This window comes from Salmonella sp. SAL00672, from assembly GCF_046552175.1.
GTDB lineage: Bacteria > Pseudomonadota > Gammaproteobacteria > Enterobacterales > Enterobacteriaceae > Salmonella > Salmonella enterica.
On record NZ_JBGDUQ010000011.1, the window covers coordinates 112893 to 127334 of the forward strand.

Annotated in this window: 11 protein-coding genes; 5 read left to right on the forward strand and 6 right to left on the reverse strand. The window is 53.2% G+C overall.

Annotated elements, in window-relative coordinates; genetic code table 11:
* Positions 1 to 2: 2 nt before the first annotated feature.
* Together ACLJTG_RS20505 and ACLJTG_RS20510 are read right to left on the reverse strand one after the other, a co-directional pair.
* Complete coding sequence (locus tag ACLJTG_RS20505; RefSeq protein WP_023194101.1) at positions 3 to 1001, reverse strand: hypothetical protein; 999 nt, start codon at positions 999 to 1001, stop codon at positions 3 to 5.
* A gap of 234 nt (positions 1002 to 1235) precedes the next feature.
* Positions 1236 to 2360, reverse strand: coding sequence for a hypothetical protein (locus ACLJTG_RS20510; protein ID WP_001134811.1), 1125 nt, complete (start codon positions 2358 to 2360; stop codon positions 1236 to 1238).
* Positions 2361 to 2495: 135 nt separating this feature from the next.
* Between ACLJTG_RS20510 and ACLJTG_RS20515 the strand changes: the two genes are divergently transcribed.
* The 3 genes from ACLJTG_RS20515 (at position 2496) to katG (ending at position 7482) form a co-directional block, all read left to right on the forward strand.
* The gene (locus tag ACLJTG_RS20515; RefSeq protein ID WP_000865260.1) at positions 2496 to 4052 is read left to right on the forward strand and encodes a bifunctional metallophosphatase/5'-nucleotidase; all 1557 of its coding nucleotides are present in this window, start codon (positions 2496 to 2498) and stop codon (positions 4050 to 4052) included.
* Positions 4053 to 4246: 194 nt separating this feature from the next.
* Positions 4247 to 5137, forward strand: a complete 891-nt coding sequence (metF, locus tag ACLJTG_RS20520) for a methylenetetrahydrofolate reductase (protein ID WP_000007507.1) — start codon at positions 4247 to 4249, stop codon at positions 5135 to 5137.
* A 164-nt stretch (positions 5138 to 5301) separates the two neighbouring features.
* Entirely contained in the window at positions 5302 to 7482 is a 2181-nt protein-coding gene (katG, locus tag ACLJTG_RS20525) for a catalase/peroxidase HPI (RefSeq protein WP_000108105.1), read from the forward strand.
* 57 nt (positions 7483 to 7539) lie between these two features.
* Here the strand turns inward: katG and ACLJTG_RS20530 are convergent, their stop codons facing one another.
* From ACLJTG_RS20530 to ptsP, 4 genes are all read right to left on the reverse strand, one after another.
* Positions 7540 to 8163, reverse strand: a complete 624-nt coding sequence (locus ACLJTG_RS20530; RefSeq protein ID WP_000666688.1) for a DUF1287 domain-containing protein — start codon at positions 8161 to 8163, stop codon at positions 7540 to 7542.
* 258 nt (positions 8164 to 8421) lie between these two features.
* A complete protein-coding gene (locus ACLJTG_RS20535; protein ID WP_410959056.1) occupies positions 8422 to 9525 on the reverse strand; it encodes a glycerol dehydrogenase in 1104 nt (367 codons plus the stop codon).
* Between the two features lie 11 nt (positions 9526 to 9536).
* On the reverse strand, positions 9537 to 10199 hold the full coding sequence (fsa, locus tag ACLJTG_RS20540) for a fructose-6-phosphate aldolase (protein WP_023261635.1): 663 nt from the start codon (positions 10197 to 10199) through the stop codon (positions 9537 to 9539).
* 10 nt (positions 10200 to 10209) lie between these two features.
* Positions 10210 to 12711: a phosphoenolpyruvate--protein phosphotransferase gene (gene ptsP / locus ACLJTG_RS20545; RefSeq protein WP_410959057.1), complete on the reverse strand. Its 2502-nt coding sequence runs from the start codon at positions 12709 to 12711 to the stop codon at positions 10210 to 10212.
* A gap of 308 nt (positions 12712 to 13019) precedes the next feature.
* Here ptsP and ACLJTG_RS20550 point away from each other — a divergent pair, with 308 nt between their 5' ends.
* On the forward strand, positions 13020 to 14099 hold the full coding sequence (locus ACLJTG_RS20550) for a PTS fructose transporter subunit EIIC (RefSeq protein ID WP_000661597.1): 1080 nt from the start codon (positions 13020 to 13022) through the stop codon (positions 14097 to 14099).
* Positions 14100 to 14113: 14 nt separating this feature from the next.
* Complete coding sequence (locus ACLJTG_RS20555; RefSeq protein WP_000161258.1) at positions 14114 to 14434, forward strand: PTS fructose-like transporter subunit IIB; 321 nt, start codon at positions 14114 to 14116, stop codon at positions 14432 to 14434.
* Positions 14435 to 14442: the final 8 nt, after the last annotated feature.

The following is a 14442-nucleotide window of genomic DNA, read 5'->3' on the forward strand; positions in this document are numbered from 1 at the left end:
GTTTATCCTCTGTCAGCAGTATCCGCGGTATTAGCGGTAATAAAACGGTTCATTTTTGCCTGGATAATCGCCGCGCCGACGGGTGGTAGCAGTAACGCCCAGAATAGTGTCCAGCCGGTTCGTATTCCGCCATCTTCGTTTTTATTCGCCAGCAGATCGCGGATTTCGTCGCTAAGCGTCAGACACAATATGGCTGTGCCAAACGGCATAATGGCTGACAGCCATCCCGCGCCACATGCGGTCATGAGTCGGGGCGAAGGCGCCACAAATTGTATTTCCCGGTGAATTCTGAAGAACCAATAAATAATATAAAATGGAATGAAAAAGGCCAATAATGCGACGACAACGGGTTCTGCGCACTCAGGTCGCTGGGTTGATGAGAACCTTTTGGGCGGTGCAATATAGAAAAGTTCTTTTTTGAGCGGTAATAGTAGCAAAAGCGCGATAACCGCTAAAGTAATTACGATTATTCCTATATAAGGAATTGAGTATATAAATATAGACAGATAGCCAGCGATGATAAATTTGAACAGTAAGCAGAGGCTAAATAAAATAACAAATGTCTGAGCACTGCCGATAGCGCTGAAAAGCAGCATGGGGACTAACAGCGTTACGATCCCCATACCCAGATTAATTAAAAACTGCGCTATGATAAGCCTGACTACGTCAGACGGGCCATTTATGCAGAAGGAACAGACCACGCCAATGATTAACAGGAGCGCAACAAAGTAGAAGGGGTAACAATTTTTTATACGGCAGACAAACCAGCTGGCAACCATACCCAGGAGGTATCCCAGTTGGCCGCAAACGAGAATAACACCAATACGATCGGCTGGAATAGACAGTGATTTACTCCAAAAATAAACACCATACGACGATCCCAGCGAACTGATAAAAGAGAGCACCAAAAAGAAAAAAGTGATCCCCCAGAATCGATAGCTACTCAGGAGATCGGCGCAGGTCCATTTTTTATCTGATATTGACGGTAAAGTAATTTCCATATTTATCCCTTGTTTTCCATAGAAAATAAGAATGTATAGAACTATTTAAATTGATAATAAATATTGATTATGTGAATAACGTTTATAGCCGATTTTAACTTAAAACGAAGGGCCATTTTATCAAATAGTTCTATTCTTTTTCAGCGTATAAAAGTAGGATGTGAGGTGATTAAATCTATAGCGCCTTCTGAATGATAATCTGTGATTTTTTATGCGTGGCATTACATCATTGGGTTAAATGTGATTCCATTGTGAGTTATATTTTTCCGTCAGCAAATACAGAATTTGCGTGACGCGTTTGGCGGAATAGTGGGCGCTTTGCTGGAATTCAGGTTGTTGCCATAGCCAGGTAACAAAGCGGCGACTAGCCGCCAGATTAACGGCGACACCTTGTTCTAAGTGGGAACCGGTTAACGAACAGACCATTTTGCGGTTGTGACCTTGCCCCCAGAGCTGCCACTGATTTTGCCACCATCCCTGCCATGTTTTGCCTAACAGTTGCCACTCTGCGCGGCAATCGTCATCGTTTATCTCTTCCTCAACGAACCACAGCGAGGAGAGACGCTGGCGAAACCGCTCCGCCCATGCCGTAATGACCGCGCCGCGCAAAAAACACTCATGGGCAATGATGTGTGTCGTGACATCAGGAAAACGGTTTTTCAGCACCCGAAAATGACCATGCGCCGTAATGACCGGGCGAAGTATTGTTCCTTGCGCGTTACGTTTAAGCGCCGCCGGGCCATACTGAATCTCATCGAACTGACTGCGCTGTAAAAATTGCCGTTCTTTAATGGCGATACGGTGAATAATATCGCCCTTCTCGCCCTCGGGCGGCGCAATTCCTTTCCAGTGGTAATGCAAACTTTTTCCGGCAGACAGTAACGTGAAATTGCTGGAAAGGTGAAGAATATTGCCGCGAACAGCATCAAAACTGAATAAAAAGTACAATTGCTGGAAGGCATTCGCTCCCTGAAACGGTACGAGCAGCGGAATACTGCAAATCTGTTCCGGCGTTTCGGCGACATTCAGCGCGTGCTGTTTTGGCGTCCAGACTTTCTTACAGTACTGGCACTGAAGTCGCTGCGTTCCGCCGGGATTACGTCCATAACGAATCCATGTTTTTTGATAGCAGTCGGGGCAAAAGTGACCATGCTCTTTGGCATATTGCGCGATATAAGCAGACGCCCAGCGGCGAAATTCCCCCTCGTTGAAGAGCGGCGGATAACTGCCGCAGGCTCGACAATGCAATGCCGGATAACCCAGGCGATAGTCCGGCCACACATAATCCGGCGAGTCAGGCAGCCCAAGATTGCGACAACCAGCGCTTTTGCAGGCATTAATGGTGAACAGAGGCGGCATACATTTTACCAACGATTTTGGCAGGTCGTTGATTCTGCCTTCATAAAACGGTACGCGGGTGTGAGGACTCTCACATAAAAAAACCTTTCAGAACGTAACGTAGCGAATCTTTATATGACTGAAAGGGACTTATTTATGAAAGTAAAACTGCTTGCTGCCGGTATTTTGTTCACGCTGCCGTTCTGGGCCTGCGCCAAAGATGTCACCATTATTTACACCAACGATCTACACGCCCATGTGGAGCCTTATAAAGTGCCGTGGATTGCTGACGGTAAACGCGATATTGGCGGTTGGGCCAATATCACTACGCTGGTGAAGCAGGAAAAAGCCAAAAATAAGGCGACGTGGTTTTTTGATGCCGGAGATTACTTTACCGGACCGTATATCAGCAGCCTGACGAAGGGTAAAGCGATTATCGATATTTTGAATACCATGCAGTATGACGCTGCCACTATCGGTAATCATGAGTTCGATCATGGCTGGGACAATACATTGTTGCAACTGAGCCGAGCAAAATTCCCTATCGTACAGGGCAATATTTTTTATGAGGACAGCAGTAAATCCTTCTGGGATAAGCCGTACACCATTGTTGAAAAAGATGGCGTCAAGATTGGCGTAATCGGCTTACACGGTGTCTTTGCTTTTAATGATACGGTTTCTGCCGCGACGCGCGTGGGCATTGAGGCACGCGATGAAATTAAGTGGCTGCAACGTTACATTGATGAACTTAAAGGTAAAGTCGATCTGACCGTCGCGCTGATCCACGAAGGCACCCCGGCCCGCCAGTCCAGCATGGGGAATACCGATGTGCGACGCGCGCTGGATAAAGATATTCAGACCGCAAGTCAGGTAAAAGGGCTGGATATTTTGATTACCGGCCACGCGCATGTCGGTACGCCGGAACCGATTAAAGTCGGTAATACGCTGATTCTTTCAACGGACAGCGGCGGCATTGATGTCGGCAAATTGGTGCTGGACTACCAGGAAAAGCCGCATCAGTTTACCGTGAAGAACTTCGAGCTGAAGACCATTTTTGCTGATGAGTGGAAGCCAGATCCGCAAACGAAACAGGTGATCGACGGCTGGAACAAAAAGCTCGATAAAGTCGTGCAGCAAACGGTGGCGCAGTCGCCGGTTGAGCTGACCCGCGCGTATGGCGAATCGTCGTCGCTGGGGAATCTGGCGGCGGATGCGCTGCTTTTTACGGCGGGGAAAGACACCCAGTTAGCGCTTACTAACTCTGGCGGTATCCGCAACGAAATCCCGGCTGGCGCGGTGACGATGGGGGCGGTAATCAGTACCTTCCCGTTCCCTAATGAACTGGTCACGATGGATTTAACCGGTAAGCAATTGCGCAGCCTGATGGAGCATGGCGCTGGCTTAAGCAACGGCGTATTGCAGGTGTCTAAAGGGCTGGAGATGAAGTATGACAGCAGCAAACCTGTCGGCCAGCGGGTTACCGTGCTGACGCTCAATGGCAAGCCGATTGATGATGCGGCGGTTTATCACATCGCTACCAACAGCTTCCTTGCCGACGGCGGCGACGGTTTTGCGGCATTCACGGAAGGCCAGGCGCGGAATACCTCCGGCGGCTACTATGTGTCGAATGCGATAGTCGATTACTTTAAGGCGGGCAACACCATCACGGATGAGCAGCTCAAAGGGATGCGCGTTGCGGATGTGAAGAAGTAATTTCCCCTGCCGCGGCGCGTTCAGTGCCGCGGCGTGACATGAAGAAAATTCAACTTTGCTGAATATTCCTCATTCTTTGGCGTGATTTTTCAGTTGACGTCCTTCCGCTTTTCCGTCATTTTTACATCTGGACGTCTAAACGGATAGATGTTTACAACACAACAAATAATAACATGCGATTGATGAGGTAAGGTATGAGCTTTTTTCACGCCAACCAGCGGGAAGCCCTGAATCAGAGCCTGGCGGAAGTACAGGGTCAGATTAACGTTTCGTTTGAATTTTTCCCGCCGCGCACCAGTGAAATGGAGCAAACCCTGTGGAACTCCATCGATCGCCTGAGCAGTCTGAAACCGAAGTTTGTTTCGGTAACGTATGGCGCCAACTCCGGGGAACGCGACCGCACTCATAGCGTTATTAAAGGCATTAAAGAGCGTACTGGGCTTGAGGCCGCGCCGCACCTTACCTGTATTGACGCCACGCGCGATGAACTGCGCACCATCGCCCGCGACTACTGGAATAACGGTATCCGCCACATTGTCGCTTTGCGCGGCGATTTGCCGCCGGGCAGCGGTAAGCCGGAGATGTACGCCGCCGATCTGGTTGGTTTGCTCAAAGAGGTGGCCGATTTCGATATTTCAGTAGCGGCCTATCCGGAGGTACATCCGGAAGCGAAAAGCGCGCAGGCCGATCTGCTTAATCTGAAGCGTAAAGTGGATGCTGGCGCTAACCGCGCGATAACCCAATTTTTCTTCGATGTGGAAAGCTACCTGCGTTTTCGCGACCGCTGTGTTTCCGCCGGTATCGACGTAGAAATTATTCCCGGCATTTTACCGGTGTCTAACTTTAAACAGGCGAAAAAATTTGCCGATATGACCAATGTCCGCATTCCGTCCTGGATGTCACTGATGTTTGAGGGGCTGGATGATGACGCAGAAACCCGCAAGCTGGTGGGCGCTAACATTGCGATGGACATGGTGAAAATTTTAAGTCGCGAAGGAGTGAAGGATTTCCACTTCTACACGTTGAATCGTGCGGAAATGAGTTATGCCATTTGCCACACGCTGGGCGTAAGACCGGGTTTATAACCTCCAGCTCCCTGCCGGGAGCTTTATTACAACTCATATTGATCTACATCTCTGTAACTAAAAATATAAAAGGTATTAGCTATCGAATCTGTGGATTAATTCAACTATATCTATTTGCTCCTGGTGTATATCGTAACGGTAACACTTTAAAAGGGAGCTGAGATATGAGCACGACCGACGATACCCATAACACGTTATCCACTGGAAAATGTCCTTTCCATCAGGGGGGGCATGACCGAAGCGCAGGCGCAGGGACTGCCAGCCGCGACTGGTGGCCGAACCAGCTTCGCGTGGATCTTTTGAATCAACATTCCAACCGTTCTAACCCGCTGGGTGAAGACTTTGACTACCGCAAAGAGTTTAGCAAGTTAGACTACTCCGCCCTGAAAGGGGATCTCAAGGCGCTGCTGACCGATTCACAACCGTGGTGGCCCGCCGACTGGGGCAGCTATGTCGGTTTGTTTATTCGTATGGCCTGGCATGGCGCTGGCACCTACCGTTCTATTGATGGTCGTGGCGGCGCGGGTCGTGGTCAACAGCGTTTTGCGCCGCTTAACTCCTGGCCGGATAACGTCAGCCTGGATAAGGCGCGTCGTTTGTTGTGGCCGATTAAGCAGAAATATGGCCAGAAAATTTCCTGGGCTGACCTGTTTATTCTGGCGGGTAACGTGGCGCTGGAAAACTCCGGCTTCCGTACCTTCGGTTTCGGCGCCGGGCGTGAAGATGTCTGGGAACCGGATCTGGATGTGAACTGGGGCGATGAAAAAGCCTGGTTGACTCACCGACACCCTGAAGCGCTGGCAAAAGCGCCGCTGGGCGCGACCGAGATGGGCCTTATCTACGTTAACCCGGAAGGGCCGGATCACAGCGGCGAACCACTTTCTGCCGCCGCCGCCATTCGCGCTACCTTTGGCAATATGGGGATGAACGACGAAGAAACCGTGGCGTTGATCGCTGGCGGGCATACCCTCGGTAAAACCCACGGCGCGGCAGCGGCATCCCATGTAGGGGCCGATCCGGAAGCCGCGCCGATTGAAGCGCAGGGCTTAGGTTGGGCCAGCAGCTATGGTAGCGGCGTTGGCGCGGATGCTATCACCTCCGGGCTGGAAGTGGTCTGGACGCAGACGCCGACCCAGTGGAGCAACTATTTCTTCGAGAACCTGTTCAAATATGAGTGGGTACAAACCCGTAGTCCGGCTGGCGCTATCCAGTTTGAAGCGGTAGACGCGCCGGACATCATCCCGGATCCGTTCGATCCGTCGAAAAAACGTAAGCCAACTATGCTGGTCACCGACCTGACGCTGCGTTTTGATCCGGAGTTCGAGAAGATTTCCCGTCGTTTCCTTAACGATCCGCAGGCCTTTAATGAAGCCTTTGCTCGTGCCTGGTTCAAACTGACGCACAGAGATATGGGACCAAAAGCGCGTTACATCGGACCGGAAGTGCCGAAAGAAGATCTGATCTGGCAGGACCCGTTGCCGCAACCGCTCTATCAGCCAACGCAGGAAGACATTATCAACCTGAAAGCGGCGATCGCTGCATCCGGGCTTTCTATTAGCGAGATGGTTTCGGTTGCCTGGGCATCCGCGTCTACTTTCCGCGGTGGCGATAAGCGTGGCGGCGCTAACGGCGCGCGTCTGGCATTAGCGCCTCAGCGCGACTGGGATGTCAACGCCGTTGCGGCTCGCGTTCTGCCGGTATTAGAAGAGATCCAGAAAACGACGAATAAAGCTTCGCTGGCCGATATTATTGTGCTGGCGGGCGTGGTCGGTATCGAGCAGGCGGCCGCTGCTGCGGGTGTCAGCATCAGCGTACCTTTTGCGCCGGGCCGGGTGGATGCGCGTCAGGATCAGACCGACATCGAGATGTTCTCGCTGCTTGAACCGATTGCCGATGGATTCCGTAACTATCGTGCGCGTCTGGATGTGTCGACGACCGAATCGCTGTTGATTGATAAAGCGCAGCAGTTAACGTTGACCGCGCCGGAAATGACGGTACTGGTTGGCGGGATGCGTGTGCTGGGAACCAACTTTGACGGCAGCCAGAACGGTGTCTTTACCGACAGACCGGGCGTGCTCAGCACAGACTTCTTCGCTAATCTGCTGGATATGCGTTACGAGTGGAAACCGACCGACGAATCTAATGAGCTGTTCGAAGGCCGGGATCGTCTGACTGGCGAGGTGAAATACACGGCGACCCGCGCCGATCTGGTGTTTGGTTCCAACTCCGTACTGCGCGCGCTGGCGGAAGTTTACGCGTGTAGCGATGCGCACGAGAAGTTTGTGAAGGACTTCGTCGCAGCATGGGTGAAAGTGATGAACCTGGACCGTTTCGATCTGCAATAATCTGATAGGTTAATTCGTCAGCGGCTGCTATTCGGTAGTCGCTGACGTTTTCCGCGTTTAATGCGAAAAATAACGAAAATGCCCCGTTACTTTCCAGTTAAATAATACATCTTCCTCCTGTGCTCCCGCGCCTATGTTATGCACAACCAGCGGCACCCCTTCAGGCGTGACGTTCAGGGATACCACGCCAATATGCGCAAGGCCGTTATCCAGTCGCCAGGAGACAATATCTCCCGGTTGATAATCGCTATATTTATCTGTCACCGGTAACGCTTTGTTGTGACGCTGGAACCAGGTTTCCAGATTCGGAACGCGGCGATGGTCGATATTGCTGTCCGGGCGTTTCAGCTTCCAGTTATTCGGGTAGGCAGAGAAATGCGCCTGCATGTCTTCATGTACCCGTTTCTGTAAATCAACCTGCTGACTGCGCAGCGCGCGGATGACGACATCTGCACATACGCCACGCTCCAGCGGAAGATCGCCATTCGGATAATCCAGACGAACATAGGCAGCATCATAAAATAGCGTCTTACCTATTTGCGTCCCGGCACTTTGGGCGATTGCAGCATTAGTTTGCGCCTGAACGGTTATTGGTCTGGTATCAGAGCGTGGCGAATGATGAGAGATATGGCTAATAAAAAAAGCAGCAAGAATACCGATAAGCGCCTGTGCGAATTTCATCTTCTTCGTCCGTGAAGTGTGTCAGTACGTCATTTGACTTTCCGCGGAGAGAATGGTGCGTGATAAAAAAGTCTATTTCAGGACAAAATGGACTGATTCCAGGCTATGGAATACCTGATGATGGCGCTTCGCTTACCCGGCCTGGATGATTGGATAACAAGGCCAGATAAGGTGCCTGTGTCGACATTCGGCAAATGAATTCTGTTGTGTCAGCAAGCTGAAATACTCCTGACTATCGTCAGGAGTATTGCTCAGACCTTATTCCCATTCCTGCAAGAAGCGTTGACCGTACTGGTCGGCGACCAGCAGCGCGGCGTACACTTCATCCGGCGTTGCGCCGCCAGGCATGTTATGAATAGTTTCACCTTCTGCGCAGGAGGCTTCCGCGACGGTGCGCATTTTGGCCGGGATATCCTGTTTAATATCCAGTTGCGCCAGCGTAATCGGCAGGCCAACGGAATGGCACAGCGCCGCAACGGTTTCGATTTCTTCGACCGGCGCGTTTTCCAGCACCAGTTGCGTCAGCGTACCGAAAGCGACCTGCTCACCGTGATAATAGTGGTGCGCATCCGGAATCGCCGTTAAACCGTTATGAATCGCGTGCGCTGCGGCCAGACCGCCGCTTTCAAAACCGACCCCGCTCAGGTAGGTGTTGGCTTCGATGACGCGTTCCAGCGCTGGCGTGACGACGTGCTGTTCGGCGGCCAACATGGCTTTTTCGCCTTCTTCGATCAGCGTGTTATAGCATAGCTCCGCCAGCGCCAGCGCGGCCTGTGTACACTTGCCGCCCGCCATTGTGGTGGCGCCGCTGCGTGAGCAGGCGCGCGCTTCAAACCAGGTCGCCAGCGCATCGCCGATACCGGCTGCCAGCAGACGCGCCGGCGCGCCCGCCACTATCTGCGTATCGACAATAACCATATTCGGGTTATGCGGCAGCAGCAGATAACGGTCAAACTCACCGGCATCGGTATAAATAACCGAGAGTGCGCTGCACGGTGCGTCGGTAGAGGCGATGGTCGGCGCGATAGCGACCGGGACGTTCATAAAGTGCGCCAGCGCTTTGGCGGTATCCAGCGTTTTACCGCCGCCGATACCCAGTACGGCGCCACACTGACTTTTTTCGGCGACGGCGCGCAGCCTGTCGATCTCATTTTGCGAACATTCGCCGCCAAACGGGGCGATTTCTACTGACAAACCGGCATCCGTCAGGCTTTTGCGCAGCGTCTCTTCGGCAAATCCCAGCACGAATTTATCGCCCACAACCAGCCAGTTGTTCGCCATTGGTTTTAAATAATCGCCAAGACGCGCGATGACGTTTGCACCCTGAATATACTTACCTGGTGACTGAATAATGCGATCCATACATTTCTCTCCTACAGGTTCAGATTACCAAAAGCGTTTTTCCAGTCTTGCTCAAACTTCTCTATTGCTGAGTCTACCGCAGGCGTATTGAGCATTTGTTGCGCTACATCTAAAGGAAGGGTAATCGCCTGGCAACCTGCCAGTAAGCAATCCAGCGCCTGCCGCGGCGTTTTAAAGCTGGCCGCCAGTACCATGCTGTCGGGCGCGTGATGCTCCAGTAGCGTTTGCAGTTCCTGAACCATACGAATGCCATCGCCGCCCTGCGCATCAACGCGGTTGACGTAGGGAGCGACATATTTTGCGCCCGCCAGCGCCGCCAGCAGGCCCTGCGATGCGCTGTAGACGGCGGTGCCCAGCGTCACGATGCCTTCTTTTTTCAGCAATTTAATCGCTGCAAGACCTTCGGCGGTCACCGGAATTTTAACCACAATGCCGGGGATGGCGTTATTCAGTCGTTTGGCTTCTTCCACCATCCCTTTCGCGTCGCGGCTCATGGTCTGCGCAAATAAAGTGCCTTCTTCGCCGATGGCGTTTTGCAGCCTGGGCAGCACATCCCAGATAGATTCTTTGCTGGCTGCCACAATGCTTGGATTGGTGGTGACGCCGGCAATCGGGAAAATGCGCGCCAGACGTTCAACTTCCGCCACGTTAGCGGTATCCAGATAGAGTTCCATAGTCTTTCCTTTACAGTTCAAGTTCATGTTGCAGCAGGCTGGCGATAGCGTCGGCGGAAGCGGCGTTAACCAGCGTGTTGCGGAATTCTTCGTGCATGATGCGGCGGGCCAGGCGCGAGAAAATACGCATATGCTGGTCGCCCGCGGCGTGTTTGTTAAGCGTCAGCATAATGATGAACTGCGCCTCGTCATCTCCCCAGCGTACCGGCGCGTTCAGGCGCGCCACGCTGATGGTGGACTGTTCGATATGTTCCGATTTGCTGTGCGGAATGGCAAAGCTAAAGCCCAGTCCGGTGGAGAATACCGCCTCGCGCGCCCATAGATCGGCTTCCAGTTTGCGCGGGTAGCGGCAGCGGCCCGCCAGCAGCAGATTGTCGGTCATGCCTTTAATCACCTCCTCTTTGCTGCGCCAGTCGCTATCAAGCGTTATGCATTGGGCGGTAACCAGCGGGGCATCCTGCTGCGACATGCGGAACTGCGCCAGCAGATGCTCCACCTCCAGCGAGGTGCGGCAGGCCATCGCCTGATTCAACAACTGGCGGCAGGCTCGGCTGTCGAGTTGTGCCATCCGCGCTTTGGCGGCGGGAATCGACGGCGCGCCCATGCTGATCTCGTCCAGCCCCAGACCTACCAGCAATGGCAGAACCGAACCTTTGGCCCCCAGTTCGCCGCACAGACCAATCCATTTGCCCTGACGATGTACCGCCTGCACCGCGAAATCCAACGCGCGCAGGAAGGCGGGATTCAGGCTGTTGTAGTGACGAGTGACTTTGGCGTTATCACGGTCTACCGCCAGCAGGTATTGTGTTAGATCGTTACTACCAATACTAAAGAAATCAATCTCTTCACAGCATTGATCGATGATGAACATCACCGACGGCACTTCCAGCATAATGCCGAGTGGGATCTTCTCATCGAACGGGATATGTTCATTACGCAGCTGCTGTTTGGCTTCCGCCAGCTTCTCTTTGACCCACAGAATCTCTTCCATAGAGGAGATCATCGGGATCATGATTTTCAGGTTGCCGTGGGCGGACGCGCGGAGGATCGAGCGTAGCTGGGTGGTAAACAGAGAAGCGTACTCTTCATAAATACGGACGGCGCGATAGCCGAGGAATGGGTTGGCTTCGGCAGGAATATTCAGATAATCAACGGGCTTATCGCCGCCTATATCCATTGTGCGCACAATAATGCTGCGTCCCTTTGCGGACTCCAGAGCCTGGCAAAAAATATTGTACAGCTCGTTTTCGTCCGGCGCGCAGGCGCGGTCCATATACAGCATTTCTGTGCGGAACAGGCCAACCGCTTCCGCGCCGTTACTAAAGGCCGCTTGCGCCTCGACGGAGTGCGCGATGTTGGCGGCGACCTCCATGCGGATGCCGTCAGCGGTGCGCGCTTCCTGGGTCAGCCAGATGCGCTGCTGTTCGCGCAGGGCGTCTTGCACGCGGGCTTCCTGCTGATAGTAACGAGTGACAGGCTCGTCAGGCGCAACGACAATCGCGCCTGCGTTGCCGTCAATATAAACCGTCTGCTGACGCCACGGTGTTAAGGCCTCAATCTCCACGCCAACCAGGGTGGGAATGTTGAATGAGCGGGCGAGAATCACCGTGTGCGAAGTGGTGCCGCCGCTTTTTAACAGCAGACCTTTGAGAAAGGTTTTATCCAGTTCGAGGAACTGGCTTGGCGTCAACTCTTCCGCCATACAGATAGATGGCCGGGTCAACTGGCCCGGCGCCGGAAAGCGCTGCTCACCGTAAATGTGTTGCAGTAACTGGAAGCAAACGTCACGAACATCCAGCGCGCGTTCCTGTAAATAGCTGCTGCTGGCGCGAGCGAACTCATTGCAGAAATGGTTCGCGCTTTCCACGATTGCCTGCGCGCAGCTTAAACCGCGCAGAACGCCGTCCAGTAAATGCTGACGCAGTGAAGCGTCGCCTGCCAGCGAACGATGGGCTTCCAGAATCGCGCTGGCGGCACCGTCACTGTCGAGCTGACGAAACTCAATATGCTTTATCAACATCGCTAAGCCATTGTCCAGCGCGGCTTGTTCCGTCTCTGTGTCGTTGGCGGTCGGGAGTTCGCCGAGCGCATTGAGATCCAGGGAAGAGAGTGGCGTCAGTACGCCGCCCGCGCTGCCGCTACACACGCTACGGACGCGGTAAATCTGCGGATTCAGCTGGGTCAACGACGCCGGAAGCGGCTCCAGTTCGCTGTTTTTAATCTCCGCCAGCGGCGCGTCGCAGAGTGGGAATTCATCGCGCAGCCATTGACTCAGACGCTGACAGGCAACCTGTTCATCGGCACCGGAAATCACCAGCTGACAGTGGTCGCCAGCCAGCGTGTCGGTGCCAATCAGCGCCAGCGCGCTTTTGGCGCTGCCTTTGCGATCGGTGCGCAGGTTGTGCCACTCAATTTGCGACGTGAAGGTATTACACAGCGTTTCTACGTGGCTTGCCGGGCGCGCATGTACGCCATTCGGCAGTTCACAGGTAAATTCCACAATCAGGGGCATTGCCTCTCTCCCATAACGATTCTCTCGCTACAGCATAAAAGGAGGTAGCCGGAATACGCCATGTGACAAATCTGTCAAAAGCTGGATAAATGTAATGTAGCGCAAAAAGTGCGAGTTGTCTCACAACTTAGCGTGGTAGCGCGGGTTTTACCTTTTTCAGAAGTTATGAAGCGGATCGCATTTTTATACTGATATTACAAAAATCCAGTAAATGGCCTTTTTATCCACTGTCTGCGCGGCAATGGATTGCCTATTGTTTTCCGCAGTAACTTTATGGACATGGGCTTTATCCAGCCCGGGAGCGACTTATGAAAGAGTTGGTACAGATCCTGAAAAATACCCGCCAGCACCTGATGACCGGTGTTTCGCATATGATCCCCTTTGTGGTGGCTGGCGGAATTTTGCTGGCAGTCTCCGTCATGCTATATGGCAAGGGCGCCGTACCCGATGCCGCCACCGATCCGAATCTTAAAAAACTGTTTGATATCGGTGTCGCCGGGCTGACGCTGATGGTGCCTTTCCTCGCCGCATACATCGGCTACTCCATTGCCGAACGCTCCGCGCTGGCTCCTTGCGCGATTGGTGCCTGGGTGGGTAACAGCTTCGGCGCGGGCTTTTTCGGGGCACTTATCGCCGGACTTATCGGCGGGATCGTGGTGCATTACTTGAAGAAAATCCCGGTGCATAAGGTGCTGCGTTCTGTGATGCCTATTTTTGTGATTCCCATCGTTGGCACTTTTATCACCGCGGGCATCATGATGTGGGGGCTGGGCGAACCGATCGGTGCGCTGACAAGCAGCCTGACCCAATGGCTGCAAGGGATGCAGCAGGGCAGCATCGTGCTGCTGGCGGTGATCATGGGGCTGATGCTGGCTTTTGATATGGGCGGCCCGGTTAATAAAGTCGCTTATGCGTTCATGCTGATTTGCGTGGCGCAGGGCGTATATACCGTGGTGGCTATCGCCGCGGTGAGCATCTGCGTACCGCCGCTGGGACTGGGGCTGGCGACGCTGATTGGCCGCAAGAATTTTTCTGTTGAAGAGCGCGAAGCCGGTAAAGCCGCGCTGGTCATGGGCTGCGTGGGCGTAACGGAAGGGGCGATTCCTTTCGCCGCTGCCGATCCGCTGCGCGTGATCCCATCCATTATGGTGGGCTCCGCTTGCGGTGCGGTAATGGCCGCGCTGTTTGGCGCGCAGTGTTATGCCGGTTGGGGCGGTTTAATTGTTCTGCCAGTCGTGGAAGGCAAGCTGGGTTATGTCGCGGCAGTCGCCGTGGGCGCGGTGGTAACGGCAGTCTGCGTTAACGTGCTGAAAAGCCTGACGCGTAAGAATGTGTCGCAAGTTGACGAAAAAGAAGACGACCTGGATTTAGATTTTGAGATGAATTAAGCGAGGAATAAGCCATGACTAAAATTATTGCAGTAACCGCGTGTCCTTCTGGTGTTGCGCATACCTATATGGCGGCTGAAGCGCTGGAAAGCGCAGCCAAAGCGAAAGGTTGGGATGTGAAAGTGGAGACTCAGGGCTCGATTGGGCTGGAAAATGAACTGACGGCAGAGGATGTGGCGAGCGCCGATATGGTGATTTTGACTAAAGATATCGGCATCAAGTTCGAAGAGCGGTTTGCGGGTAAAACTATCGTTCGCGTCAATATCAGCGACGCGGTAAAACGCGCCGACGCCATTATGAACAAGATTGACGCCCATCTTTCGCAAACCGCGTAACGTTAAAA